Source organism: Rhodoferax sp. MLSD5-FHT05B10, from assembly GCF_058793415.1.
The window spans coordinates 82,170-107,796 of sequence record NZ_JBXAFT010000001.1; the positions used below are offsets into that span (position 1 = coordinate 82,170).

The following is a 25,627-nucleotide window of genomic DNA, read 5'->3' on the forward strand; positions in this document are numbered from 1 at the left end:
CCCTCGCAATGGATATGCGCCAGGTTTGTGCCGGGTGTGGCGGGGATAATCCAGTTTATGTCACAACCCAAGCCCATTTCTTCAGAGCGCTGGAGACTTTCTGTTGCCCCCATGCTGGACTGGACGGATCGGCACTGCCGCTATTTCCACCGCCTGCTGACCCGCCATGCCCTGCTGTATACCGAAATGGTGACCACGGGTGCCCTGGTCCATGGTGACGTGGCGCGGCATCTGCAATTCAACGCCGAAGAGCACCCAGTGGCCCTGCAACTGGGCGGCAGCGACCCGGCAGACTTGGCGCACAGTGCCCGCCTGGGCGTGCAGTGGGGTTACGACGAGATTAACCTCAACTGCGGCTGCCCCAGCGAGCGGGTGCAGCGCGGGGCCTTTGGTGCCTGCCTGATGGCCGAGCCGCAGCTGGTGGCCGACTGTGTCAAGGCCATGGTGGACGCGGTGGATGTGCCGGTGACGGTGAAACACCGCATCGGTATCGACAAGGTGGAAAGTTACGACTTTGTGCGGGATTTCGTGGGTACGGTCAGCGAGGCCGGTTGCCGGGTTTTCATCGTCCACGCCCGCAACGCCTGGCTCAAGGGCCTGAGCCCGAAGGAGAACCGCGAGGTGCCGCCGCTGCGCTACGAACTGGCGCACCGGCTGAAAACGGATTTCCCGCAGCTCACGATTGCGGTCAATGGCGGCATCACCACCAGTGCGCAGATTGCCGAGCAGCTGCAGCGGGTTGACGGCGCGATGCTCGGACGCGAGGCCTACCACAACCCGTGGTGGCTCAGCGGCTGGGATGCGCAGTTTTACGGGGCTGCGCCTTCCACCCTGAGCCGTGAAACGGTGGAGCGGCAGATGGTGGATTACATGGTTCGCCAGGCCAGCGAGCATGGCACGCCTTGGAGCAACATTGCCCGCCATATGCTGGGCCTGCGCCATGGTTTGCCGGGTGCGCGGCGCTGGCGCCAGGTCTGGAGCGACCACCGCCTCAAAGCCATGCACCCCCAGGCGGTGATGGAGCTGGCCCACCGTCCCGCCGCGGCTGGCGAGGTCTAGCCGACCAGGTAGCGCGCGAACGCGTCGGCCGGCAGGGGGCGGGCGAAGTGGTAGCCCTGCGCCTCGTCACACTGGAGGGCTCGCAGTTTTTCCAGTGCAGCCACCGTTTCCACGCCCTCGGCAACGGTTTTCAGGTTGAGGCTGTGGGCCATGTGGATGATGGCATTCACGATGGCCGCGTCGTCCGCATCGCTCGCCAGGTCGCGAATGAACGACTGGTCGATCTTGAGTTTGTCGATGTCAAACCGCTTGAGGTAGGACAGGCTGGAATAACCGGTGCCGAAATCGTCAATGGACAGCTTGACCCCCAGCCGCTTCAGGCCCTGGACGGTGGTGAGCACGCTTTCGACGTTCTGGATCAGGATGGACTCGGTCATTTCCAGCTCCAGAAGGGCCGGCTCCAGCCCGGACGCCTCCAGTGCACGGGTCACGACCCGGCCAACGTCGCCCCGCTTGAACTGGGCCGCCGAGAGATTGACCGCAATCGACAGCGGGGGCAAGCCGGCGCGCTGCCAGGCCATGGCCTGCTGGCAGGCCTCGTGGAGTACCCATTCACCAATGGCAACAATCAGGCCGCTTTCCTCGGCCGCCGGTATGAAGCGCCCGGGTGGAACCATGCCCTGGTCCGGATGGTTCCAGCGCAGCAGTGCTTCGGCACCGATGACCGCGCCGGTGGCCAGCTCGATTTTGGGCTGGTAGTGCAGCACGAACTCCTTGCGCTCCAGCGCACGGCGCAAACCGCTTTGCATCGCCAGCCGCTCCATGGCCTCGGTGTTCATGGACTCGTCAAAAAACCGGTAGGTGTTGCGCCCGGCGTCCTTGGCCCGGTACATGGCCATGTCGGCTTTCTTCAGCAGGCTGTCGAAGTCGCGCCCGTCTTCCGGGAAGAGCGTGACGCCGATGGAGACCGACGTGGCCAGTTCCTGGCGATCGGCATGAAATGGCTCCTGCAGCCGGTCCAGCAGTTTGCCCAGGATGGGTAGCACGGTGTCGGTATCGGGCAGGTCGCTCAGCACGATCAGGAATTCGTCGCCGCCCTGGCGGCTGATGGTGTCGGTCTCGCGGATGCAGTGCTCCAGCCGGGTGGCGACTTCCACGAGCATGGCGTCGCCGGCGGCATGGCCCAGTGAGTCGTTGATGTTCTTGAAGTTGTCCAGATCCAGAAACAGCAGGGCAACCTTGCTTCCCACGCGGTCTGCGTGGGCCACGGCTTGCTGAAAACGGTCCCGCACCAGCAGCCGGTTGGGCAGGCCGGTCAGAGGGTCGTGGTAGGCCAGCAATTCGATCCGCTGCTCCGCCATTTTGCGGGCCGTGATGTCGGCGACGATGGTCAGGTAGCCGTACATCTGCCCCGCAGGGTCCCGCAAGGGGGCCAGCGTGACACTGACGTCGATGGGCGTGCCGTCGCGTCGCAGGCGCACCAGTTCCAGTTGCACCAGGGTTTCTCCGTTCAGCACCCGGCGGCGCAAGTTCTCCACCTCGGCCAGCTTGTCCTGCGGAGTGGTGGCCAATGTCTGGCCCATGATCTCGCTGGCCTTCCAGCCAAACATGCGTTCGGCGGCCGGATTCCAGCTTGTGACCCGGCTGTCAAGGTCTCTGGCATAGGTTGCCAGAGGGGAGCTCTGGATGATGGTTTCCAGCTCCCGGTGCGCTTTCGCCAGTTCTGCGGTGCGCTCCTGCACCCGCTGCTCCAGCTCCTGGTGTGCCCGGGCCAGCGCTTCCTGGGTTGCCTTGCGCTCGCTGATGTCCTCCGTGATCCAGAGGGTGCTGCGGCTGCCGTCTTTCGCCGGCAGGGCCTTGGCCAAGTTGCGGCACCAGAACCGCGTGCCGTCCTTGCGGGAGTTCAGCCATTCAATGTCAACCAACTCGCCTGCAGCGAGCCTGGGGCCGACCACGTTGCCGAACTGTGCGTATTCCTGCTCGTCCTGAAAGAAGACGCGGGCGCGGTTGCCCTGCAGCGTTCCCGACGGCCAGCCGTAGATGGCGTCGGCACCGGGGTTGCAGTGCGCTATCACGCCGTCGCGGGTGAAGACGATGCCGACAGAGGCATTTTCCAGGATGGCCTGCTGGCGCAGCATCAGCTCCTGCGTCTCGGCCTGCGCGCGCCGGCGTTGGCTGATGTCCTCAATGATCCAGATGGTTCCTTCGGCCGTGCTGTTCGGGTTGATGGCCTTGGCGCGGACGTGGCAGTGCACCGTGTGGCCGTCCTTGTGGCGCATGGGCCATTCACAGTCCAGCAGACCACCGCTGGAGAGAATCGGGGCGGCTATGCGCCCCATTTCCGCATAGTCTTCAATGGATTGGTAGAACACGGACGCGGACTGGCCCACCAGTTCGCTTTGGGACCTGCCGCAGATTTCCAGCAGTTTGGGGCTGCAATGCAAGACCCGCCGGTCACGCGTGAACAGGATGCCGATGGAGGCATTCTCCAGAATCGCCCGGTATTCGAGCAATGTCTGCTGCGCGTTGGCAGGTGTCTGGTCCGGCAGCAGAGGGCTAGGGTCTGTCATGGCGCTTCAATACTGGTGTTCTCCGCATCCGCCCCGTTTCTCCGAAGGGCTTGCCAGGTTCGCGTCTGGTCGTTGGGCGAATTCTAGGCGCTGTACCCCATGCCACGCTTACGGCCGGTGCAGGACCTATGCAGCGGCTTCCAGCCCGCTGGAGAAGTGTTCTCGCATCCGCAAAGCCGCTGCATCGGGCTGGCGGGCGGCGAGGGCGGCCATGATGGCGCGGTGCTCCTGCAGCGATTCCTCGATGCGACCCGACTTGAACAGGGAGTTGTGGCGGTTGAGCTTCATGACCTTGCGCAGATCGGCCACCATCTGGTCGCGCCAGCGGTTGTCGGCAATTTCCAGCAGGCGCATGTGAAAGCGCTCGTTGATCTCGAAAAACCGCTCGCGGTCCTGCTGCCCCGGCTGGGCAGCGGCTTCCAGCTCCGCGTGCAGGGCCTGCAATTCGCGCAGCTGCCCGTCCGTGGCCCGGGAGGCCACCACGCCGGCGGCGTCGCTCTCCAGCAGGCTCAGCAGGTGGTACACGTCCGTCAGGTCACGGGTGGACACTTCGGTGACGTAGGCGCCGCGGCGCACCTTCATGGTCACCAGCCCTTCGGCGGCCAGCACCTTGAGCGCTTCGCGCAAAGGGGTGCGGCTGATGCCGTATTCCTCGGCAATTCTCAGCTCGTCAATCCAGCTGCCGGGTTCCAGCTCGCGCCTGAAAATGCGTTGACGCAGGCGTTCCGCCACCTCAACATAGAGCGCGCGGGGCGAGAGGGACAGGCCGGGGCGGATTTCGGACGGAAGAGCTGCCATGGGGCGCCTTGTAAGCAAAAATGAATATTTTGAATCAATAATTATGAATAATGTAAACTAAAAGCTGGCTAAAACCCAAACGCCTGTGCGCAGGCGCCACACCTATACGGCATATTGGACCTTGTCATGACCGAAAAGAACCCCGAATTCAAATCCGCCACACTGGACGCCTGGGCCAAGGCTGCGGCCAAATCTGCCCCCGGTGGCAATGTGGATGCCCTGAACTGGGTGACCCCGGACGGCATCACAGTCAAGCCGCTGTACACCGCGGCTGATACCGCCAGCCTGGCCCATGCCGACACCTTGCCGGGGTTTGAGCCCTATCTGCGCGGCCCGCAGGCCACCATGTACGCGGTGCGCCCCTGGACCATCCGGCAGTACGCCGGTTTTTCCACCGCCGAGGAAAGCAATGCCTTCTACCGCAAGGCGCTGGCAGCTGGCGGCCAGGGCGTGTCGGTGGCGTTCGACCTGGCCACCCACCGGGGCTACGATTCCGACCACCCCCGTGTGACGGGCGACGTGGGCAAGGCCGGCGTGGCCATCGACTCGGTGGAGGACATGAAGATCTTGTTCGACCAGATTCCGCTGGACAAGGTGAGCGTCTCCATGACCATGAATGGCGCCGTGCTGCCGGTGCTGGCCGGTTACGTGGTGGCGGCCGAAGAGCAGGGCGTGTCGCAGGACAAGCTCAGCGGAACCATTCAGAACGACATTCTGAAAGAGTTCATGGTGCGCAACACCTACATTTACCCGCCCGAGCCGAGCATGCGCATCATCGGCGACATCATTGGCTACACGGCCAAGAACATGCCCAAGTTCAACTCGATCTCGATCTCGGGCTACCACATGCAGGAAGCCGGCGCCAACCAGGCGCTGGAACTGGCTTTCACGCTGGCCGACGGCAAGGAATACGTGAAGACCGCCATTGCTTCGGGTCTGGATGTGGATGAGTTCGCCGGACGCCTGAGCTTCTTCTGGGCCATCGGCATGAACTTCTACCTGGAAGTGGCCAAGATGCGCGCTGCGCGCCTCTTGTGGTGCCGCATCATGAAGGGCTTCAACGCCCAGAACCCCAAGAGCCTGATGCTGCGCACCCACTGCCAGACCAGCGGCTGGAGCCTGACCGAGCAGGACCCCTACAACAACGTGGTGCGCACCACCATCGAGGCCATGGCGGCCGTGTTCGGCGGCACGCAAAGCCTGCACACCAATTCCTTCGATGAGGCCATCGCGCTGCCCACCGAATTCAGCGCCCGCATTGCCCGCAACACCCAGCTCATCATCCAGGAAGAGACCCACATCACCAACGTGATCGACCCCTGGGCCGGCAGCTACATGATGGAGAAGCTGACCCAGGACATGGCCGATGCCGCCTGGAAGATCATCGAGGAAGTGGAAGCCATGGGCGGCATGACCAAGGCGGTCGATTCCGGCTGGGCCAAGCTCAAGATCGAGGCCGCCGCGGCCGAGAAGCAAGCCCGCATCGACAGTGGCCAGGACGTGATCGTGGGCGTGAACAAGTACAAGCTCAAGACCGAAGATGCCATCGAAGCGCGCGACATCGACAATATGGCGGTGCGCGAGTCGCAAATCGCCCGCCTGCAAAATATCAAGGCAAAACGCGATGCGGCCGGCGTAAATGCTGCGTTGGCTGCTATCACTTCTGCAGCAGAATCGGGCACGGGCAACCTGCTGGACCTGTCCATCAAGGCCATTCGCCTGCGTGCCACGGTGGGTGAGGTGAGCGACGCCATGGAAAAGGCCTTTGGCCGCCACCGTGCGGATACCCAGAAAGTCAGCGGCGTGTACGCTGCAGCCTACGACACGGCCCAGGGAGACACCATGGAATACTGGAACGCGCTGAAGAAGGACATTGCCGACTTTGCCGAAAAAGAGGGCCGCCGTCCCCGCGTGATGATCAGCAAGCTGGGCCAGGACGGCCACGACCGCGGGGCCAAGGTGGTGGCCACCGCCTTTGCCGATCTGGGCTTCGACGTCGACATGGGCCCGCTGTTCCAGACCCCCGAGGAGTGCGCCCGCCAGGCCATCGAGAACGACGTGCACGCCGTGGGGGTTTCCACTCTGGCGGCCGGCCACAAGACCCTGGTGCCGGCCATCATCGCCGAGCTGAAGAAGCAGGGCGCGGACGACATCGTGGTTTTCGTGGGCGGCGTTATTCCCCGCCAGGATTACGACATGCTGTACGCCGCTGGCGTCAAAGGCATCTACGGCCCGGGCACGCCCATTCCCGCCAGCGCCAAGGACGTGCTCGAACAGATCAAGAAGGCCATTGCCTGAGAGGCACGGGTTTCAGACTGGCGTTCAGGACCACGATGACCACAGCGACACACCATGCACAGCATCCAGGGGCTCAGGCGCCCCTGTCTGTGGCGGCGATCACGGGCAGCGCGGGGCCCCGGCAGCGCCGCGCCATCGCCAAGGCGATCACGCTGCTGGAATCCACCCGCGCGGACCACCGGGCGCAGGCCGATGCGTTGCTGACCGGTTTGCTGCCGCACACCGGCCAGGCCTTTCGCTTAGGGATAAGCGGTGTGCCGGGCGTGGGCAAGTCCACCTTCATCGAGGCGCTGGGCCTGTACCTGATCGACCAGGGGCACCGCGTGGCGGTGCTCACCATCGACCCATCCTCCACCGTTTCGGGCGGCTCCATCCTGGGCGACAAGACCCGCATGGAGCAGCTGTCCGTGCGCGAGGAGGCCTACATCCGGCCCAGCCCCAGCAGCGGCACGCTCGGTGGGGTGGCCGAGAAGACGCGCGAGGCCATGCTGGTGTGCGAAGCCGCCGGGTATGACGTGGTCATCGTGGAAACCGTGGGCGTGGGCCAGAGCGAGACGGCGGTGCAGGGCATGACGGACATGTTCGTGCTGCTGCAGCTACCCAACGCGGGCGACGATCTGCAGGCCATCAAGAAGGGCGTCATGGAGCTGGCCGATCTGGTGGTCATCAACAAGGCCGACATCGACCCCGATGCCGCCACCCGCGCCCGCGCCCAGATTACCTCCAGCCTGCGGCTGCTGGGCATGCACGGCAGCGCCGGCCATGACGCCGATGTGGCCAAGGTCTGGCACCCCCAGGTGATCCAGATCAGTGCCCTGCACGGCACCGGAGTGGACGCTTTCTGGGCGTCCGTGCAGGAATTCAAGACCCTGGGGCAGGCCAACGGCAGGCTGGCGGTGCGCCGCCAGCAGCAGGCGCTGGCCTGGATGTGGGAGCGCATTGACGCCGGCTTGAAACAGGCCTTTCGCGCCAACCCGGCGGTGCGGGCCAGCCTGCAGGCCACGACCGACGCCGTGGCCTGCGGACAGGTGGCAGCCTCCACTGCAGCACGAAAACTACTCGCAGCCTTTGATAATTCTGCGTAGATAGCTACTAAATCGATAGCAAAAGAAGATAAACCTATTACTGACCGGAAAGAAGGAAACCATGCACGACATCCTTGAACAGCTGGAGGCCAAGCGCCAACTCGCCCGCCTGGGCGGTGGAGAAAAGCGCATCGCCGCGCAGCACAAAAAGGGCAAGCTCACGGCCCGTGAGCGCCTGGAGCTGCTGCTCGACGAAGGCACGTTTGAAGAGTGGGACATGTTTGTCGAACACCGCTGCGTGGACTTCGGCATGCAGGACAACAAGATCCCCGGCGACGGCGTGGTCACCGGCTACGGCATGATCAACGGCCGCCTGGTGTTCGTGTTCAGCCAGGACTTCACCGTGTTCGGCGGCGCGCTGTCGGAAGCGCATGCCGAGAAAATCTGCAAGGTAATGGACCAGGCCATGAAGGTCGGCGCCCCGGTGATCGGCCTGAACGACTCGGGTGGTGCCCGCATCCAGGAAGGCGTGGCCAGCTTGGGCGGTTACGCCGACGTGTTCCAGCGCAACGTGATGGCCAGCGGTGTGATCCCGCAGATCAGCATGATCATGGGCCCATCGGCCGGTGGCGCGGTGTACTCGCCTGCCATGACCGACTTCATCTTCATGGTGAAAGACAGCTCCTACATGTTCGTGACCGGCCCCGAAGTGGTGAAGACCGTGACGCACGAGGAAGTGACCGCCGAGGAACTGGGCGGCGCCGTCACCCACACCACCAAGAGCGGCGTGGCCGACCTGGCGTTTGAGAACGACGTGGAAGCGCTGCTGATGCTGCGCCGCCTCTACAACTACCTGCCCCTCTCCAACCGCGAGAAGGCCCCGGTGCGCAAGAGCGGCGACCCAATCGACCGCGCCGACCTGTCGCTCGACACCCTGGTGCCCGACAACCCCAACAAGCCCTACGACATGAAGGAGCTCATCGTCAAGACCGTGGACGATGGCGACTTCTTTGAGTTGCAGCCCGAGTACGCCAAGAACATCCTGATCGGCTTTGCCCGCATGGACGGCCAGACCGTGGGCATCGTGGCCAACCAGCCGCTGGTGCTGGCCGGCTGCCTGGACATCAAGAGCTCCATCAAGGCCGCGCGCTTCGTGCGCTTCTGCGATGCCTTCAACATCCCGGTGGTGACCTTCGTCGACGTGCCCGGCTTCATGCCCGGCACCAGCCAGGAGTACGGCGGCATCATCAAGCATGGCGCCAAGCTGCTCTACGCGTATGCCGAGTGCACCGTGCCCAAGATCACCGTCATTACCCGCAAGGCCTACGGCGGCGCCTACGACGTGATGGCCTCCAAGCACCTGCGCGGCGATGTCAACTTTGCCTGGCCCAACGCCGAGATTGCGGTGATGGGTGCCAAGGGTGCAGTGGAAATCATCTTCCGCGAGGACAAGGGCGACCCGGCCAAGTTGGCCGCCAAGGAAGCCGAGTACAAGGCCCGCTTTGCCAACCCCTTTGTGGCTGGCGCACGCGGCTTCATCGACGACGTCATCCTGCCGCACGAGACGCGCAAGCGCATCTGCCGCAGTCTGGTCATGCTCAAGGACAAGAAGCTGGAAAACCCGTGGCGCAAGCACGGCAACATTCCACTCTAAGCCCCTAGGAGAACAAGAACATGTTTACAAAAATTCTGATTGCCAACCGCGGTGAAATCGCCTGCCGCGTCATCGCCACCGCCCGCAAGATGGGCATCAAGACCGTTGCCGTCTATTCCGAGGCCGACAAGGACGCCCGCCACGTGCTGCTGGCCGACGAGGCCGTGCACATCGGCGCTGCGCCCAGCCGCGAGTCCTACCTGCTGGCCGACAAGATCATTGCCGCCTGCAGGCAGACCGGCGCGCAGGCCGTGCACCCGGGCTATGGTTTCCTGTCGGAGAACGAGGCCTTTGCCAAGCGTTGCGAGGACGAGGGCATTGCCTTCATCGGCCCGCGGGCGCATTCGATTGCGGCCATGGGCGACAAGATCGCCTCCAAGAAGCTGGCCAACGAGGCCAAGGTCAACACCATCCCCGGCTACAACGATGCCATTTCCGGCCCGGAGCAGGCGGTGGAGATTGCCAAGGGTATCGGCTACCCCGTGATGATCAAGGCCAGTGCCGGCGGCGGCGGCAAGGGCCTGCGCGTGGCGTTCAATGACAAGGAAGCCTTTGAGGGCTTTTCCAGCTGCCAGAACGAGGCCCGCAACAGTTTTGGCGATGACCGCATCTTCATCGAGAAATTCGTGCAGGAGCCGCGCCACATCGAGATCCAGGTGCTGGGCGACAGCCACGGCAACGTGATCTACCTGAACGAGCGCGAGTGCTCCATCCAGCGCCGCCACCAGAAGGTGATCGAGGAGGCGCCCAGCCCCTTCATCAGCGACGCCACGCGCAAGGCCATGGGCGAGCAGGCCGTGCAGTTGGCCAAGGCCGTGAAGTACCAAAGCGCGGGCACGGTGGAGTTTGTGGTCGGCAAGGACCAGGACTTCTACTTCCTGGAGATGAACACCCGCCTGCAGGTGGAGCACCCGGTGACTGAGTGCATCACCGGCCTGGACCTGGTGGAGCTGATGATCCGTGTGGCCGCCGGCGAGAAGCTGCCGCTTACCCAAGCCGAGGTGAAGCGCAATGGCTGGGCCATCGAGTGCCGCATCAACGCCGAAGACCCGTTCCGCAACTTCCTGCCCTCCACCGGCCGTCTGGTGCGTTTTGCGCCCCCCGCGCAGACCATGTTCCAGTCCAACACGGCGGATCTGTTCGGCGTGCGCGTGGACACTGGCGTGCAGGACGGCGGCGAAATCCCGATGTACTACGACTCGATGATCGCCAAGCTCATCGTGCACGGCAAGGACCGTACCGACGCGATTGCCAAGATGCGGGAAGCCCTCAACGGCTTCGTGATCCGTGGCATCAGCAGCAACATCCCGTTCCAGGCCGCGTTGCTGGCGCACCCCCGCTTCGTGTCGGGTGACTTCAACACCGGCTTCATTGCCGAGCAGTACAGCAAGGGATTCTCGGCCGAAGACGTGCCGCACGAGGACCCGCAGTTCCTGCTGGCGCTGGCGGCCTTTGTGCGCCGCAAGTCGCGCGAGCGCGCCACCCGCATCAGCGGACAGTTGCCGGGCTATGCCGTCAACGCCGGCAAGGACTACGTGGTCGTCACCCTGGGCGCAGACGGGCAGAACAGCTACACCCCGGTGCATGTCGATGAATTCGTAGGTGAAACCGGCTCGGCCCGAGTCAAGATCGGCGCAGCCAGCTATGAAATCCGTAGCAATTCGCGCATCAACGACATTGCCATCAACGGCACCATCAACGGCCAGCCGTTCACCGCACAGGTGGAACGCGGCACGCTGAAGAACCCGCTGGCGTTGCGCCTGCAGCACAACGGCACGCGCATTGACGCACTGGTCATTTCGCCCCGCATGGCCGAACTGCATGCCCTGATGCCGTTCAAGGCAGCGCCGGACATGAGCCGCTATGTGCTGTCGCCCATGCCGGGCCTGCTGGTGGACGTGGCCGTGGTGCCCGGACAGAAGGTGCAGGCCGGTGAGCGTGTGGCCGTGATCGAGGCTATGAAGATGGAAAACGTGCTGTTTGCCGCCGCCGACGGCGTGGTGGGCAAGGTGTTGGCGGCCAAGGGCGAGAGCCTGACGGTGGACCAGCCCATTGTTGAGTTCGTCTGAGGACCATGGTGATGGCACAACGACCTTTCAAGGTGCTGGGCATCCAGCAGATCGCCATTGGCGGCCCCGACAAGACCCGCCTGCAGAAGCTGTGGGTGGACATGCTGGGGTTGGAGGTGACGGGCACCTTCAGGAGCGAGCGCGAGAACGTGGACGAAGACATCTGCGCCATGGGTACGGGCCCCTTCAAGGTGGAAGTGGACCTGATGCAGCCGCTGGACCCGGACAAGAAGCCGGCCGTGCACACCACGCCCCTGAACCATGTGGGCCTGTGGATCGATGACCTGCCGGTGGCCGTGGAGTGGCTCACCGCCCAGGGCGTGCGCTTTGCTCCGGGCGGCATCCGCAAGGGTGCCGCGGGTTTTGACATCTGCTTTCTGCACCCCAAGGCGAACGACGAATTCCCGATCGCGGGCGAGGGCGTGCTGATCGAGCTGGTGCAGGCGCCCACGGAGGTGGTGCGCGCGTTCGCGGCGCTGGCCGCGGGCTAGGGAAGGACTTGGGGTTTCTCCGGGGGAGAAGGTAACAGGGTTGTAAGTCTGCGTGGGGGTTTCCCTACTTAGAATTTGCGGGATAGAGGCATATACCTGTCAGGGTATACATGAAAGCCCAAACCGTCGTTCAGGAGACGCATCCATGACGTTCGCATCCTTGTTGTACCCCGGCGCCTGGCTCCTGCGCCGCATGGGTCTCGCCGGCAAGCTGGCTGTACTGGCCGCGCTGTGCGCGGTGCCAGTTGCGGTGGCGTTGTGGGCCCTGTTCCTGGGTAACAACCCGGTCACCGCGCTGGAAGGCGTGGTCCTGGCGTGCTGCGTGGGGTGGCTGGTGCTGGTGTACTTTCTGCTGGCCTTGCACCACAGCGTGGCGCAGGACCTGGGGCAGGTGATTCTTGCTGCCGACAGCATGGTGGCCGGTGACCTGCGTCTGACCCTGGTCGACCACAGCCGGGACGAGCTGGGTCGCCTGGCGGTGGCGGTCGGGCAACTTGGTCGCACGGTGTCGGGTATGGTGGCCAACGTGCGCAGCAACGCGGCCTTTGTGGCGCACTCCGGCAAAAGCATGGCCATGGGCAACCGGGAGTTGTCGGATCGCACCGAGCAGCAGGCGGCGAATCTGGAGCAGACCGCCGCCAGCGTGGAGCAACTGTCTTCCACGGTGCAGGAGAACGCGAATACCGCCAGCCAGGCCAATGCCCAAGCGGCGCAGGTGCGCGATGTGGCCGACAGCGGCGCCGCCATCATGGCCGAGGCCATTGAATCGGTCGAGGCCATCCAGGGCAGCGCCAAGCGCATGGACGAAATCGTGGGTGTCATTGACGGGCTGGCCTTCCAGACCAACATCCTGGCCCTCAATGCCGCCGTGGAAGCCGCACGTGCCGGCGAGTCGGGCCGAGGGTTTGCCGTCGTGGCCAGCGAGGTGCGTTCGCTGGCGCAGCGCTCGGCCGAATCGGCCAAGGAAATCCGTCTGCTGATCGGCACCTCCTCCAGCCAGGTGGCGTCGAGCGTGCAGAAAATCCGGGCAGCCGGTTCGAACATCACCCAGATCGTGTCGGGCATCCGGGGGGTTGCGGCGAACATGTCGCACATATCGACTTCCAGCGCCGAGCAGAGCTCCGGGCTGACCGAGATCACGTCGGCCGTGCGCCAGCTCGACGAGATCACCCAGCGCAACGCCCAGATGGTGGAGCAGGCCGTGACGCAGGCGGTCGCACTGGAAGGGCGGGCCAGCACCCTGGTGGAGTCCGTGGCCACGTTCAAGTTGCAGCAGGGCTCGGCAGACGAGGCGGTGGCCCTGGTGGAGTGCGCCGTAGCGCACCGCCAACGCGTGTCCAAGGACGTGTTTGTGCGCGACATCACCGACCCGGAAAGAGCTTTCTACGACCGCGACATGTACGTGTTCGTGCTCGACCGCAATGGCACCTACCTGTCCTTTGGCGGCAACCGGTCTAAGGTGGGAACGCATGTGCAGGACATTGCGGGGATCGATGGCAACGGCCTGCTGCAGTCCATCATCGAGCAGGCCAGCCGCGAGCCGGGTTGGGTCGAGTACGACATCACCAACCCGTCCACGGGCAAGGTGCAGTCCAAGATGTCCTACGTGCAGCTGGTCGATGACCTGTACGTCGGCTGCGGCGTGTACAAGAACCTGGTGTGAGCGGGCGCTGAACGTCAGCCCTTTGCGGGGCCGGCACCGCGTTTTTCCCGGGCCCGTGCCAGGGCGGCTTCAATGATGGCCCGTTTCTGGTCCAGCACCCCGGTATCCGTGATGCGGGAATGTGCCGCCAGGTCGGCAAGCTTGGCCTGTGCCAGGGTCTGGCGCTTGTGTTCGTCGCGGTCCTGGTCGCGCTTGCGGCGCTCGTTATGGAACGCATAGCGGTTACGCGCCTGATCAGCCTGCGGTGCCGACCAGGCGGCCCAGCCGGTGGCGTTGCCGGACGCATTTTCCAGCAGCATGCAGTCCACGGGGCAGACCGGCAGGCACAACTCGCAACCGGTGCAATAGGCTTCGATCACCGTGTGCATCCGCTTGTTGCTGCCCAGAATGGCATCGGTGGGGCAGGCGTCGATGCACAGGGTGCAGCCGATGCACCAGTTCTCGTCAATGAAGACGACATTGCGCGGCCCCTCGGTCCCGAACGCCGGATTCAAGGGGACGGCCGATTGGCCGGTGAGTTGGGCAAGGCGCTCTATGCCCTGTGCCCCGCCTGGCGGGCACTGGTTGATGTCGGCCGCGCCATCGGCAATGGCCTGGGCATAGGCCGCGCAGTCCGGAAAACCGCACCGGGTGCACTGGGTCTGGGGCAGCGCATCCAGCAGGCGCTCGCTGAGCGTGCCGGACTGGGGAGCTTCGGAACTCACTTGCTGCTGGTGCGTTTTGGTGCTACTTTTTTGATAGCTGCAGGCGCAGTCTTTTCAACGGGGTTGGCGGATTTTTGTCCGCGGGAAAGGTGGTTGGCCAGGATGAAGGACTTGACTTCCGGGTACACGAGTTCGCGCCAGCGCCGGCCCGAGAAAATGCCGTAGTGGCCGGCTCCCTTGGCTTCAAAATGCTTTTGCCGGCTACGCGGCACGCCGCTGCAGATGTCGTGCACGGCCTGGGTCTGGCCTGAGCCCGAAATGTCGTCCAGTTCTCCTTCGACCGACATCAGGGCCGTGGTCTGGATGTCGGCGGGGTGCACGCGTTCAATCTGGCCGTCTTCTCCGCGCACGTCCCAGGTGCCGTTGACCAGGCTGAAGTCTTGGAACACCACGCGGATGGTTTCCAGGTAGTAGTCGGCATCCATGTCCAGCACGGCGTTGTACTCGTCGTAGAACTTGCGGTGCGCCTCGGTGCTGGCGTCGTCGCCCTTGATCAGGTCCTTGAAGTAATCGTAGTGGCTCTTGGCATGGTGGTCCGGGTTCATGGCCACAAAGCCGGAGTGTTGCAGGAACCCGGGGTACACCCGTCGCCCTGCGCCGGGGAAATTGGACGGCACGCGGAAGATGACGTTGTGCTCGAACCAGCTGTGACTCTTGTTGGTGGCCAGATTGTTGACGGCCGTGGGGGACTTGCGGGCGTCGATGGGGCCGCCCATCATGGTCATGGACAGTGGCGTGGTTTCACCGCGGCTGGCCATCAGGGAGACGGCCGCCAGCACGGGAACGGTGGGCTGGCACACGCTCATGACGTGGCAGTTGCCATACTTGCCTTGCAGGTGGCGGATGAACTCCTGCACGTAGTTGATGTAATCGTCCAGGTGGAATTCCCCTTCCGACAGCGGGACCAGGCGGGCATTCTTCCAGTCAGTGATGTAGACCTTGTGGTCCTTGAGCATGGTTTTTACCGTGTCGCGCAGGAGCGTGGCATAGTGACCCGACAGCGGCGCCACGATCAGCACGGCGGGCTGGTTCTTGATCTTTTCCAGCGTTGCCGTGTCGTCGGTGAAGCGCTTGAAGCGGCGCAATTCGCAAAAGGGCTTCTTGAGTTCCACCCGCTCGTGGATGGCCACCTCCACGCCGTCCACGTCGATGGTACGCAGGCCGAATTCCGGCTTTTCGTAATCCTTGCCCAGGCGGTGCATCAGGTCGTAGCCGGCCGATATGCGCTGGGCAAAGGGGTTCTGGCCGGCGATGGACAGGGGATTGCCATAGAGCTTGGCCGCCGTCAGCGCCAGATCGGAAAACGGCTCCATCAGAGACCGCTGGGTTTCGTAGAACTGGTACAGCATAAAAACTCGCTTTGTGAGAAATGTTGCAGTGCAATATACCAGTAATGCGATTTTTATGGGTTGGTGTTTGCCCTCAGGATGCCGCGCACGGCATTGCGGCTGTGTGCACCAAAATGGCCCATCATGGTCGCAATGGCACTCTCCAGGCGGCTCCGGTCTTTCGGGTCACGTTTGGCCAGTTCCTCGGTCAGGTTGATGTCCGGTTCGTGCACGCCAAAGTCAAAGGAGGGATCGGAAACATAGCCATCGGGCAGGGTGGCCAGCAGTGTTTGAACCAGCTGGGGGGCATAGGCTGCGGACTGGGTCGATACCACGTCGTGCAGGTAGTTGCCGTTCCATTCCGGGTAGGTCGGGTCGCTGCTGGTGTTGTGCAGGGCTTTCTGGACCGGTGTCTCCTGCCCGTCGCGCGCGGCGTTTTGCAGCAATTCGGTCTGGTATTTCTCCAGCGCCAGGTGGCGGTTGGAGAGCAGGACCACCATGTTGTTCTTCGCGCCGGGCAGGCCGACCATGGCCAGGGCGTTGACGGCCAAGAGTTTGGCCGTGGATTCACCCGGCGCCAGACTGGCGTGGTAGGGCTGGGTCAGGTCCTGCAGGTAGTGCAGGGACAGGCCCGTGAAGCGCCAACCCCAGTAGGGGTGCCCGGTTCGGAAGGCCAGGGCGGCCAGCGTGGCGAACTGGTAGGCGCGCAGACGCGGGAAGGTCTTCTTGATGAAGGGGGCTGCCAGGTAGAGCACACGGTCTTCATGGAAAAAGCCCATGTGAAAGGGCGCCTGGGTGGAGTAACTCAGCGCGGGATTGCCAAACGGCAGCGGGCCAAAACCGTACAGCTTGCCCCATTCGGACGGGCTGTCCTCCCACAGATTGATGTCCAGGCCGTAGTCGGGCTCATCCGTTGCAGAAGCCAGCACTGCCAGGGGGGCGACTGTGTCGCCAGGTTTGAGCGCGACGAAGACATAACCGGAATGCGCAGGCTCAGGCAGGGTGTTGACTGCCGCAAAGGGCAGCCGTGTGCCGGTTGCGGGGGGAGCCTGCAGGTCGGGCTGGATGTACAGCGCCCATTTGCTGTTGGGTGCCACCCTGAGCGCCATCAGGAACGCCTGTCGGCGGGCTTCGTCCGAGCGGGCGGCGTTGGCGGTAAAGGCAAGGGCTTCCGGGCGCACCGGGTAGTTTTCCAGGTGGACCAGTGCCCACGCTTCCTGGCTGGCCAGCAAGGCCTCGACCGTCTTTTCCTCGGCTTTCAGGAAGGTTTCCAGCGGCTCCACCGTGACGGGCGCTGCATTGACAACTTCCGGCATGCGCTCAAATGCCCGGTAGCTTGCCAGGCTATGGTTGCCCCAGGCGAATGCCTGGGTTGCCGCCAAAGCCAGCATCACGGTCAACGTGGAAGCGGAATATTTCATGCGGGAGACTCCTATGCCCGCTGCGACATCCGCTGCGGGCCGGCCGCTATTGTGCGCCCAGGTTTACATGACCTTGGCGATCGAGGCGCACACGTAGTCGATGTTCTTGCTGTTGAGGGCTGCCACACACATGCGCCCGGTGTCGGTGCCGTAGACGCCGAACTCGCTGCGCAGGCGCACCATCTGGTCCTTGGTCAGGCCGGAGTAGCTGAACATGCCGATCTGTGTGGTGATGAAGCTCATGTCTTGCTTCACGCCAGCAGCCTTCAGACCGTCCACCAGCTTCTGGCGCATGGCCTTGATACGCACGCGCATTTCACCCAGCTCTTTTTCCCACAGGGCGCGCAGCTCGGGGTTGCCCAAAACGGCGGCTACCACGGCGCCCCCGTGGGTGGGCGGGTTGGAGTAGTTGGTGCGGATCACGATCTTGAGTTGGCTGAGCACGCGGTCGGCTTCTTCCTTGTTCTCGCACAGCACGGAGAGGGCGCCGACACGTTCGCCATACAGGCTGAAGCTCTTGGAGAACGAGGTGGAAACGAAAAAGGTCAGGCCGGCAGCCACAAACTTGCCGATGACGGCGCCGTCTTCGGCAATGCCGTAACCAAAACCCTGGTAGGCCATGTCCAGGAACGGGGTCAGGTTTTTGGCCTTGCAGGCTGCAATCACCTGGTCCCACTGCGCCGGGGTAATGTCGTAGCCGGTGGGGTTGTGGCAGCAGGCGTGCAGCACCACGATGGTTTCCGCGGCGGCCGCATTCAGGCAGGCCAGCATGGCGTCAAAGTTGACGCCGCGCTTGGCCGCATCGTAGTAGGGGTAGGTTTCCACGGTGAAGCCGGCGTTGGCAAACAGGGCGCGGTGGTTTTCCCAGCTGGGGTCGGAAATCAGTACCTTGGCCGAAGGGCTGAGCTTTTTCAGGAAATCAGCGCCCACCTTGAGGCCGCCGGTGCCGCCGATGGCCTGCACGGTGGCCACGCGGCTGCTCTTGACGGGCTCGCTGTCGGCACCAAACACCAGGGCCTTCACACCTGCGTCGTAGGCGGCAATGCCGTCGATGGGCAGGTAGCCGCGGGCGGTGGGCTTGTCCATCATGGCCTTCTCGGCGGCCTGCACACAGGCCAGCAGGGGCAGCTTGCCGTTGTCGTCGTAGTACACGCCCACGCCCAGGTTCACTTTGGCGGGGTTGGTGTCGGCATTGAATTGTTCGTTCAAGCCCAGAATGGGGTCGCGGGGGGCCATTTCGACGGCAGAAAACATGGACATGGAGAATCCTTTGGAGTGGTCAAAAAAGAATCAGAAACAGGGGCAAAAAACGGTTGATGCGGGCGGGCACTCCGCAAAGTGTCGCAATGCCGTATTCTTTCAGGTTGCCCGTGATTTTACCGGGCCAGAATTGAGTACCCATGCAAACCGCTTCTGATGCCGTTACCGATCCCGCTACCGCACCTGCCACAGGGGTTTTCGTGCGCTTTCCGGATTCGCCTTTCGAGCTGTACCAGCCGTATCCGCCCGCGGGCGACCAGCCCGAAGCCATTGCGCAGCTGGTGGAGGGGGTGAATGACGGCGAGGTGTTCCAGACCCTGCTGGGCGTGACCGGTTCGGGCAAAACCTTCACCATGGCCAACGTGATTGCCCGGCTGGGCCGGCCGGCCATCGTGTTTGCGCCCAACAAGACCCTGGCAGCGCAGCTGTACAGCGAGTTCCGCGAGTTCTTTCCCAAGAACGCGGTGGAGTATTTCGTCAGCTACTACGACTACTACCAGCCCGAGGCCTACGTGCCGCAGCGCGACCTGTTCATCGAGAAGGACTCGGCCATCAACGAGCACATCGAGCAGATGCGCCTGTCGTGCACCAAGAGCATCCTGGAGCGGCGCGATGTGGTGATCGTGGCCACCGTGTCGGCCATCTACGGTATCGGGCAGCCCGAGGCCTACCACCAGATGGTGATGACGCTGCGCAGTGGCGACAAGATGGGCCAGCGCGACATGATTGCCCAGCTGGTGCGCATGCAGTACCAGCGCAACGACATGGATTTTGGCCGCGGCACCTTCCGGGTGCGCGGCGACACCATCGACATCTTCCCGGCCGAACACTCCGAAATGGCGATCCGGGTGGAGCTGTTTGACGACGAAATCGAGTCCCTGCAGCTGTTTGATCCGCTGACCGGACGCATCCGCCAGAAGATTCCGCGCTTTACCGTGTACCCCAGCAGCCATTATGTGACGCCACGTGAGCAGGTGCTGGCGGCCGTGGAGTCCATCAAGGTGGAATTGGCCGACCGGCTTAAGGAGTTTGTCAGCCAGGGCAAGCTGGTGGAGGCGCAGCGCCTGGAGCAACGCACCCGGTTTGATCTGGAGATGCTCAGCGAAGTGGGGCACTGCAAGGGCATTGAGAACTATTCCCGCCACCTGAGCGGTGCCGCGCCGGGTGAACCCCCGGCCACCCTGACCGACTACCTGCCCAAGGACTCCCTGATGTTCCTGGATGAGTCGCACGTGCTCATCGGGCAGTTCGGTGGCATGTACAACGGCGACCGCTCGCGCAAGACGACGCTGGTGGAGTACGGCTTTCGCCTGCCCAGCGCGCTGGATAACCGGCCGCTCAAGTTCGAGGAGTTCGAGACCAAGATGCGCCAAGTCATTTTCGTCTCGGCGACACCCGCGCAGTGGGAGCAGGAGCATGCCGGGCGGGTGGTGGAGCAGCTGGTACGGCCCACCGGGCTGGTCGACCCGGAGGTGGAGGTGCGCCCCGCCAGCAGCCAGGTGGACGACGTGCTGCAGGAAATCCGCATCCGCGTCGAGAGGAACGAGCGCGTGCTGATCACTACCCTGACCAAGCGCATGGCTGAGCAGCTGACCGATTACCTGACCGACAACGGCGTCAAAGTGCGCTACCTGCACAGCGACGTGGACACGGTGGAGCGGGTCGAGATCCTGCGCGACCTGCGCCTGGGTGCCTTCGACGTGCTGGTCGGGATCAACCTGCTGCGCGAAGGCATTGACATTCCCGAGGTGTCGCTGGTGGCCATTCTGGATGCCGACAAGGAAGGGTTCCTGCGCTCCGAGCGGTCGCTGATCCAGACCATCGGTCGCGCGGCGCGCAACCTCCATGGCCGCGCCATCCTGTACGCGGACAAAGTGACCGACTCCATGGCGCGGGCCCTGGGTGAAACTGAGCGGCGCCGCAAGAAGCAGATCGCCCACAACCTGGAGCGCGGAATTACCCCGCGTGCCATCGTCAAGAAGGTGCGCGACCTGATCGATGGCGTCTACAGCGAAAAGGCGGGCAAGGAAGCCGAGCGCCTGGAGCGTGATGCCCTGCAGCGTGCCCAGGTGGAAGACATGAGCGAGAAGGATATTTCCCGCGAAATCAAACGTCTGGAGAAGCTGATGATGGAGCACGCCCGCAACCTGGAGTTCGAAAAGGCGGCGCGCATACGGGACCAGCTGGGCATCTTGAAAGAGCAGGCTTTTGGCGCCGCGGGTCACGACAACGTGGTCGCAATTTCATCTGGTGGGAAGTAGGGCCGAGGGAGGCTGGCGGACCCGGGTACCCGAGCAAAATACTTGGGTTATTGGTATACTTGATTTCGATAGTCAACCAAGTACGACTGAAGGAGCATGCTATGCGTCTCACCACCAAAGGCCGCTTTGCGGTCACAGCGATGATTGATCTGGGTTTGCGCCAAAGTGGCGGACCGGTGACCTTGGCTGCCATCAGTCAGCGCCAGCAGATTTCGCTCTCGTATCTGGAGCAGTTGTTTGGGAAACTGCGCCGCCATGAACTGGTGGAGTCTACCCGTGGTCCGGGTGGCGGATATACCCTGGCGCGCAAGGCCTCCGACATTACGGTGGCGGACATCATTGTGTCTGTGGATGAGCCGATCGATGCGACCCATTGTGGCGGGAAGGAAAACTGCTTGGGCGAAGGTGCGCGCTGCATGACCCACGATCTGTGGACCTCGCTCAATGTGCGCATGGTAGAGTTTCTCGACTCGGTGTCGTTGCAGAAACTGGTGGACGACCAGTTGGCCAAGGGCATGCAGGTGGAAGACAAGCCCAGCGTCAAACGCGCCATTTCGGCTCTGCCTCAGACCAAACCCATTCGCATCAACGCGCCCAATTCGGTGTTTGCCCTGGGCAATGCGTTTTCCAAGCCGTAACCGCACCGCATACCGTTTTATTTTTTGATGAGCCAGCAGCAAACCTCCATGGACACCACTCCCCATTTCCCCATTTACATGGACTACAGCGCCACCAACCCGTGCGACGAACGGGTAGTGGATGCCATGGTTCCGTGGTTGCGGGCCCATTTTGGCAATCCCGCCTCGCGCAGCCACGCCTGGGGGTGGGAAGCCGAGGCCGCAGTGGAGAAAGCCCGCGGTCAGGTGGCTGACCTGATTGGCGCTGATCCCCGTGAAATCGTCTGGACTTCGGGCGCGACCGAATCCAACAACCTGGCGCTCAAGGGTGCCGCGCATTTCTACCAGTCCAAAGGCAAGCACATCATCACGGTGAAGACCGAGCACAAGGCGGTGCTGGATACCTGCCGTGAGCTGGAGCGCCAGGGGTTTGATGTGACCTATCTGGATGTGCAGCCCGATGGCCTGCTCAACCTGGATGCCTTCAAGGCGGCCATCCGCCCCGACACCATTCTGGCCAGCGTCATGTTCGTGAACAACGAAATCGGCGTCATCCAGGACATTGCCGCCATCGGTGCCGTGTGCCGCGAAAAGGGGGTCATTTTCCATGTGGACGCGGCACAGGCCACGGGCCGTGTGGCGTTCGATCTGAGCCAGTTGCCCGTGGACCTTATGAGTCTGACCGCCCACAAGACCTACGGTCCCAAAGGCATTGGTGCATTGTTTGTGCGCCGCAAGCCGCGTGTGCGGCTGGAGGCGCAGATGCACGGCGGCGGCCACGAGCGTGGCATGCGCAGTGGCACGCTGCCCACGCACCAGATCGCTGGCATGGGCGAGGCCTACCGCATCGCCAAGGAAGAAATGGCGGCGGAGAACCTGCGCATCCGTGCCCTGCATGACCGCTTGCTGGCCGGCCTCAAGGACATCGAGCAGGTGTTCATCAATGGCCACGAGACACAGCGCGTTCCGCACAACCTCAACATCAGCTTCAACTACGTGGAGGGCGAGTCGCTCATCATGGGTATCAAGGGGCTGGCTGTGAGCAGTGGTTCGGCTTGTACCTCGGCTTCCCTGGAGCCCAGCTATGTGTTGCGCGCACTGGGTCGTAGCGATGAGTTGGCCCATAGCAGCCTGCGCATGACCATCGGTCGCTGGACGACCGAAGCCGAAATCGACTACGCCATAGACACTATCAAGCAAAACGTGGCTCGACTGCGTGAACTCAGTCCCCTGTGGGAGATGTACCAGGATGGCATCGACATCAGCACGATCCAGTGGGCAGCCCACTAACCCCCATTGAACAGGTAGCACCATGGCATATTCAGAAAAAGTCGTTGACCATTACGAACACCCCCGCAACGTTGGCAGCTTTGAAAAAGGCGATGAAACGGTTGGCACTGGCATGGTGGGCGCGCCCGCGTGCGGCGACGTGATGAAGTTGCAGATCAAGGTCAACCCGCAAACCGGCGTGATCGAGGACGCGCGCTTCAAGACCTATGGCTGTGGCTCGGCCATTGCTTCCAGCTCCCTGGTGACCGAGTGGGTCAAGGGCAAGACGCTGGACGAGGCGGCAGCGCTGAAGAACAGCCAGATCGCCGAAGAACTGGCCCTGCCTCCGGTCAAGATCCATTGCTCGATTCTGGCGGAAGACGCCATCAAGGCGGCGGTTGACGATTACAAGAAAAAGCATCTGAGCTGATCACCCATGGCAGTTACTCTGACGGAAGCCGCTGCACGGCATGTGAGCCGTTACCTGGCGCGGCGCGGCAAAGGTGTGGGTGTGCGCCTGGGCGTCAAGACCACGGGTTGCTCCGGACTGGCCTACCAGCTGGAATACGTGGACGAACTCGCGCCGGAAGACCTGGTGTTCGAGGGCCACGGCGTCAAGGTGCTGGTGGACCCGAAAAGCCTGGCGTACCTGGACGGTACCGAGCTCGATTTTGTACGCGAGGGGTTGAACGAGGGTTTTCGTTTTAACAACCCCCGGGAGCGCGACAAGTGCGGCTGCGGTGAGTCGTTCCGGGTGTGAATCTCCAGTCCAACGATTTTGAGCTGTTCGGGCTCGCGCAGCAGTTCGCCCAGGACCGCAGTGCCATCGACGCCCGCTGGAAGGCCCTGCAGCGCGAGGCCCATCCGGACAAGTTCGCGGCGCAAGGCCCCGCGGCCCAGCGGGTCGCCATGCAGTGGTCGGTGCGTATCAATGAAGCCTACCAGCGCCTGAAGGATCCCCTCAAGCGCGCCGCTTATCTGTGCGAACTGGGCGGTGCGCCCATTAACGCCCATAGCAACACCGCCATGCCGGCGGCGTTCCTGATGCAGCAAATGGAATGGCGTGAATGGCTGGAAGAGGCCCGCAGCGTCCAGGCGCTGGAAGCGTTGCGCGACAATGTCGATGCCGTCCAGCGCGATTTGCTGCAACAGTGTGCCCAGTTGCTTGACGTGCAGCACGATTGCAGCGCAGCCGTGCAGCCGGTGCGGGCGCTCATGTTCATTGAAAAATTTGCGCATGATCTGGAGCGCAGCTTTGAAAAACTGGAATCCTGAAACCTGACACGACAGACTGCTGGGCCGTAGTTGCCCGGCCCGGTCGCTAAACGAAGAAAAATGGCGCTCCTACAAATTTCCGAACCGGGCCAGACGCCCAACCCGCACGAGCGGCGCATCGCGGTGGGTATTGACTTGGGAACGACCCATTCCCTGGTGGCATCCGTGCGCAATGGCGTGGCCGAGTGCCTGCCCGACGCTGCGGGGCAGGTCATTTTGCCGTCGGTGGTGCGTTACCTCGCTGACGGCGGACGGCAGATTGGTGCTCAGGCTCAGGCGGCGCTGGCTGCGGACCCGGAAAACACGATTGCCTCCGTCAAGCGTTTCATGGGCCGCAGTCTGGCGGATCTGGTGGGCGTGGAGAAGTTGCCCTACCACTTTGCAGCCCATACGGGCATGCTGGGCATTCAGACGGTCGCCGGGGAGAAATCGCCTGTGGAAGTCAGCGCCGATATTCTTGCGACCCTGCGTTTCCGCGCGGAGGACACCTTCAACGCCGATCTGTATGGTGCGGTCATCACGGTGCCCGCCTATTTTGACGACGCACAGCGCCAAGCCACCAAGGACGCGGCCAAGCTGGCGGGCCTCAACGTGCTGCGCCTGATCAACGAACCCACGGCGGCGGCCATTGCCTACGGGCTGGACAACGCCAGCGAGGGCATTTATGCCATCTACGACCTCGGTGGCGGCACTTTCGACATTTCCATCTTGCGGCTGACCCAGGGTGTGTTTGAGGTCGTGGCGACGGGCGGGGATTCGGCCCTGGGCGGTGACGACTACGACCACGCCCTGGCCGACTGGGTGCTGGCACAGACCGGTGCGCAAGCGGTCACGGCGGCCGACAAGGCAGCGCTGAAAGTGGCGGCGAGGGCGTGCAAGGAGGCCTTGTCTGCTACAGAAAATGTAGCTTTCCACGCAGATTTGGCGGGCTCCAGCGTGCATTTTGATGTGAATTCTGCACAGTTCCATGCTGCCACCGCTCACCTGACTGACAGGACCCTTGCCGCAGCACGCAAAGCCCTGCGGGATGCCCGTTTGCGGGTGGAAGACGTGCAGGGCGTGGTCATGGTGGGCGGTTCCACCCGCATGCCGCAGGTGCAGGCAGCGGTGGCCGCGTATTTTGGGCGCGCGCCTCTCAATAACCTCAATCCCGACGAAGTGGTGGCCCTGGGTGCAGCCATTCAGGCCAACCAGCTGGCAGGCAACAATGCCACGGGCGATTTGCTGCTGCTGGACGTGATTCCCCTGTCGCTGGGCGTGGAAACCATGGGCGGGCTGGTGGAGCGCATTGTTCCGCGCAACCAGACCATTCCCACTGCCATGGCGCAGGACTTCACCACCTACAAGGACGGCCAGACCGCCCTGGCACTGCACGTGGTGCAGGGCGAGCGAGATATGGTGGCCGATTGCCGCAGCCTGGCCCGCTTTGAGTTGCGCGGCATTCCACCCATGGCGGCCGGGGCGGCCCGCATTCGCGTGACCTTTACGGTGGATGCCGACGGCCTGCTTCATGTTTCGGCCCACGAGCAGCTCAGTGGCGTGCAGTCCCAGATCGATGTCAAACCCTCCTATGGTCTGAGCGATGCCCGGATTGCACAAATGCTGCAGGACAGCTTCTCCACGGCCGAGCAGGACATACGGACCCGCGCCCTGGTGGAAGCCCAGGTGGATGCCGACCGGCTGCTGCTGGCCACGCAGAGTGCGCTCGACGCCGATGGCGATTTGCTGGCCCCGCAGGAGCGTGCGGACATAGACACTGCCATGCAGGCGCTTGCGCATGCGCGCGGCGGTGATGACGCAGCGCTGATTGAATCTGTGAGCAAGACCCTGGCGCAGGCCACCGAAGCCTTTGCGGCTCAGCGCATGAACCGCGGCATCACGCATGCGCTGGCCGGCAAGAACATTGAATCGATTTAGGAACAGCC

General features: G+C 63.2%; 20 protein-coding genes. 14 read left to right on the forward strand and 6 right to left on the reverse strand.

All coding sequences use genetic code 11. The features are described from left to right. Window positions 1-57 precede the first annotated feature (57 nt). Window positions 58-1,059: a tRNA dihydrouridine(20/20a) synthase DusA gene (gene dusA / locus AC1Q5W_RS00405; RefSeq protein ID WP_492645747.1), complete on the forward strand. Its 1,002-nt coding sequence runs from the start codon at window positions 58-60 to the stop codon at window positions 1,057-1,059. Here the strand turns inward: dusA and AC1Q5W_RS00410 are convergent. Both AC1Q5W_RS00410 and AC1Q5W_RS00415 read right to left on the reverse strand, forming a co-directional pair. Then, window positions 1,056-3,569, reverse strand: a complete 2,514-nt coding sequence (locus tag AC1Q5W_RS00410) for a sensor domain-containing protein (RefSeq protein ID WP_492645748.1) — start codon at window positions 3,567-3,569, stop codon at window positions 1,056-1,058. The genes dusA and AC1Q5W_RS00410 overlap by 4 nt on opposite strands. Before the next feature lie 126 nt (window positions 3,570-3,695). Next, entirely contained in the window at window positions 3,696-4,367 is a 672-nt protein-coding gene (locus tag AC1Q5W_RS00415; RefSeq protein ID WP_492645749.1) for a GntR family transcriptional regulator, read from the reverse strand. 126 nt (window positions 4,368-4,493) lie between these two features. Between AC1Q5W_RS00415 and scpA the strand changes: the two genes are divergently transcribed. The 6 genes from scpA (at window position 4,494) to AC1Q5W_RS00445 (ending at window position 13,567) form a co-directional block, all read left to right on the forward strand. Further along, window positions 4,494-6,665, forward strand: coding sequence for a methylmalonyl-CoA mutase (gene scpA / locus AC1Q5W_RS00420; RefSeq protein ID WP_492645750.1), 2,172 nt, complete (start codon window positions 4,494-4,496; stop codon window positions 6,663-6,665). Between the two features lie 35 nt (window positions 6,666-6,700). Next, complete coding sequence (meaB, locus tag AC1Q5W_RS00425) at window positions 6,701-7,750, forward strand: methylmalonyl Co-A mutase-associated GTPase MeaB (RefSeq protein WP_492645751.1); 1,050 nt, start codon at window positions 6,701-6,703, stop codon at window positions 7,748-7,750. Window positions 7,751-7,811: 61 nt separating this feature from the next. Next, a complete protein-coding gene (locus AC1Q5W_RS00430) occupies window positions 7,812-9,344 on the forward strand; it encodes an acyl-CoA carboxylase subunit beta (protein WP_492645752.1) in 1,533 nt (510 codons plus the stop codon). 20 nt (window positions 9,345-9,364) lie between these two features. Continuing rightward, window positions 9,365-11,413, forward strand: coding sequence for an acetyl-CoA carboxylase biotin carboxylase subunit (locus AC1Q5W_RS00435; RefSeq protein ID WP_492645753.1), 2,049 nt, complete (start codon window positions 9,365-9,367; stop codon window positions 11,411-11,413). Window positions 11,414-11,418: 5 nt separating this feature from the next. Beyond that, window positions 11,419-11,904 (forward strand): VOC family protein, encoded by a 486-nt coding sequence (locus AC1Q5W_RS00440; RefSeq protein WP_492645754.1) that lies wholly within the window; start codon window positions 11,419-11,421, stop codon window positions 11,902-11,904. A gap of 145 nt (window positions 11,905-12,049) precedes the next feature. Further along, window positions 12,050-13,567 (forward strand): methyl-accepting chemotaxis protein, encoded by a 1,518-nt coding sequence (locus AC1Q5W_RS00445; protein ID WP_492645755.1) that lies wholly within the window; start codon window positions 12,050-12,052, stop codon window positions 13,565-13,567. A gap of 14 nt (window positions 13,568-13,581) precedes the next feature. Here AC1Q5W_RS00445 and rsxB read toward each other — a convergent pair whose 3' ends face one another. From rsxB to AC1Q5W_RS00465, 4 genes are all read right to left on the reverse strand, one after another. Then, window positions 13,582-14,271 (reverse strand): electron transport complex subunit RsxB, encoded by a 690-nt coding sequence (rsxB, locus tag AC1Q5W_RS00450; RefSeq protein WP_492645756.1) that lies wholly within the window; start codon window positions 14,269-14,271, stop codon window positions 13,582-13,584. Then, complete coding sequence (locus AC1Q5W_RS00455; protein ID WP_492645757.1) at window positions 14,268-15,620, reverse strand: polyhydroxyalkanoate depolymerase; 1,353 nt, start codon at window positions 15,618-15,620, stop codon at window positions 14,268-14,270. The genes rsxB and AC1Q5W_RS00455 overlap by 4 nt, the downstream gene beginning before the upstream one ends. A 53-nt stretch (window positions 15,621-15,673) precedes the next feature. Continuing rightward, complete coding sequence (locus AC1Q5W_RS00460; RefSeq protein WP_492645758.1) at window positions 15,674-17,020, reverse strand: hypothetical protein; 1,347 nt, start codon at window positions 17,018-17,020, stop codon at window positions 15,674-15,676. 63 nt (window positions 17,021-17,083) lie between these two features. Beyond that, window positions 17,084-18,280 carry an amino acid aminotransferase gene (locus AC1Q5W_RS00465; RefSeq protein ID WP_492645759.1) on the reverse strand — a complete coding sequence of 399 codons (1,197 nt, stop codon included), beginning with the start codon at window positions 18,278-18,280 and terminating at the stop codon, window positions 17,084-17,086. A gap of 140 nt (window positions 18,281-18,420) precedes the next feature. Here AC1Q5W_RS00465 and uvrB point away from each other — a divergent pair, with 140 nt between their 5' ends. The 7 genes from uvrB to hscA all read left to right on the forward strand — a co-directional run bounded on the left by uvrB (window position 18,421) and on the right by hscA (window position 25,619). Beyond that, window positions 18,421-20,541 carry an excinuclease ABC subunit UvrB gene (gene uvrB / locus AC1Q5W_RS00470; protein ID WP_492645761.1) on the forward strand — a complete coding sequence of 707 codons (2,121 nt, stop codon included), beginning with the start codon at window positions 18,421-18,423 and terminating at the stop codon, window positions 20,539-20,541. Window positions 20,542-20,642: 101 nt separating this feature from the next. Then, window positions 20,643-21,179 carry a Fe-S cluster assembly transcription factor gene (locus AC1Q5W_RS00475; protein ID WP_492645762.1) on the forward strand — a complete coding sequence of 179 codons (537 nt, stop codon included), beginning with the start codon at window positions 20,643-20,645 and terminating at the stop codon, window positions 21,177-21,179. A 48-nt stretch (window positions 21,180-21,227) separates the two neighbouring features. Next, window positions 21,228-22,448: an IscS subfamily cysteine desulfurase gene (locus AC1Q5W_RS00480; RefSeq protein ID WP_492645763.1), complete on the forward strand. Its 1,221-nt coding sequence runs from the start codon at window positions 21,228-21,230 to the stop codon at window positions 22,446-22,448. Between the two features lie 22 nt (window positions 22,449-22,470). Beyond that, window positions 22,471-22,857: a Fe-S cluster assembly scaffold IscU gene (gene iscU / locus AC1Q5W_RS00485; RefSeq protein WP_492645764.1), complete on the forward strand. Its 387-nt coding sequence runs from the start codon at window positions 22,471-22,473 to the stop codon at window positions 22,855-22,857. A 6-nt stretch (window positions 22,858-22,863) separates the two neighbouring features. Further along, window positions 22,864-23,187 (forward strand): iron-sulfur cluster assembly protein IscA, encoded by a 324-nt coding sequence (gene iscA, locus AC1Q5W_RS00490; RefSeq protein ID WP_492645765.1) that lies wholly within the window; start codon window positions 22,864-22,866, stop codon window positions 23,185-23,187. Continuing rightward, complete coding sequence (gene hscB, locus AC1Q5W_RS00495) at window positions 23,184-23,702, forward strand: Fe-S protein assembly co-chaperone HscB (protein ID WP_492645766.1); 519 nt, start codon at window positions 23,184-23,186, stop codon at window positions 23,700-23,702. Before iscA ends, hscB begins: the two co-directional genes overlap by 4 nt. Before the next feature lie 60 nt (window positions 23,703-23,762). Next, the gene (gene hscA, locus AC1Q5W_RS00500) at window positions 23,763-25,619 is read left to right on the forward strand and encodes a Fe-S protein assembly chaperone HscA (protein WP_492645767.1); all 1,857 of its coding nucleotides are present in this window, start codon (window positions 23,763-23,765) and stop codon (window positions 25,617-25,619) included. Window positions 25,620-25,627 lie beyond the last annotated feature (8 nt).

Excerpts from the sequence above, each read along its gene's own strand:
- AC1Q5W_RS00415 (WP_492645749.1), bottom strand. The coding sequence starts at position 4,367 with ATGGCAGCTCTTCCGTCCGAAATCCGCCCCGGCCTGTCCCTCTCGCCC.
- AC1Q5W_RS00480 (WP_492645763.1), top strand. The coding sequence starts at position 21,228 with ATGGACACCACTCCCCATTTCCCCATTTACATGGACTACAGCGCCACC.
- uvrB (WP_492645761.1), top strand. The coding sequence starts at position 18,421 with ATGCAAACCGCTTCTGATGCCGTTACCGATCCCGCTACCGCACCTGCC.
- hscA (WP_492645767.1), top strand. The coding sequence starts at position 23,763 with ATGGCGCTCCTACAAATTTCCGAACCGGGCCAGACGCCCAACCCGCAC.
- AC1Q5W_RS00410 (WP_492645748.1), bottom strand. The coding sequence starts at position 3,569 with ATGACAGACCCTAGCCCTCTGCTGCCGGACCAGACACCTGCCAACGCG.
- AC1Q5W_RS00440 (WP_492645754.1), top strand. The coding sequence starts at position 11,419 with ATGGTGATGGCACAACGACCTTTCAAGGTGCTGGGCATCCAGCAGATC.
- iscU (WP_492645764.1), top strand. The coding sequence starts at position 22,471 with ATGGCATATTCAGAAAAAGTCGTTGACCATTACGAACACCCCCGCAAC.
- AC1Q5W_RS00435 (WP_492645753.1), top strand. The coding sequence starts at position 9,365 with ATGTTTACAAAAATTCTGATTGCCAACCGCGGTGAAATCGCCTGCCGC.
- AC1Q5W_RS00465 (WP_492645759.1), bottom strand. The coding sequence starts at position 18,280 with ATGTCCATGTTTTCTGCCGTCGAAATGGCCCCCCGCGACCCCATTCTG.
- AC1Q5W_RS00455 (WP_492645757.1), bottom strand. The coding sequence starts at position 15,620 with ATGCTGTACCAGTTCTACGAAACCCAGCGGTCTCTGATGGAGCCGTTT.
- meaB (WP_492645751.1), top strand. The coding sequence starts at position 6,701 with ATGACCACAGCGACACACCATGCACAGCATCCAGGGGCTCAGGCGCCC.
- AC1Q5W_RS00460 (WP_492645758.1), bottom strand. The coding sequence starts at position 17,020 with ATGAAATATTCCGCTTCCACGTTGACCGTGATGCTGGCTTTGGCGGCA.
- AC1Q5W_RS00475 (WP_492645762.1), top strand. The coding sequence starts at position 20,643 with ATGCGTCTCACCACCAAAGGCCGCTTTGCGGTCACAGCGATGATTGAT.
- AC1Q5W_RS00445 (WP_492645755.1), top strand. The coding sequence starts at position 12,050 with ATGACGTTCGCATCCTTGTTGTACCCCGGCGCCTGGCTCCTGCGCCGC.
- dusA (WP_492645747.1), top strand. The coding sequence starts at position 58 with ATGTCACAACCCAAGCCCATTTCTTCAGAGCGCTGGAGACTTTCTGTT.
- scpA (WP_492645750.1), top strand. The coding sequence starts at position 4,494 with ATGACCGAAAAGAACCCCGAATTCAAATCCGCCACACTGGACGCCTGG.
- AC1Q5W_RS00430 (WP_492645752.1), top strand. The coding sequence starts at position 7,812 with ATGCACGACATCCTTGAACAGCTGGAGGCCAAGCGCCAACTCGCCCGC.
- iscA (WP_492645765.1), top strand. The coding sequence starts at position 22,864 with ATGGCAGTTACTCTGACGGAAGCCGCTGCACGGCATGTGAGCCGTTAC.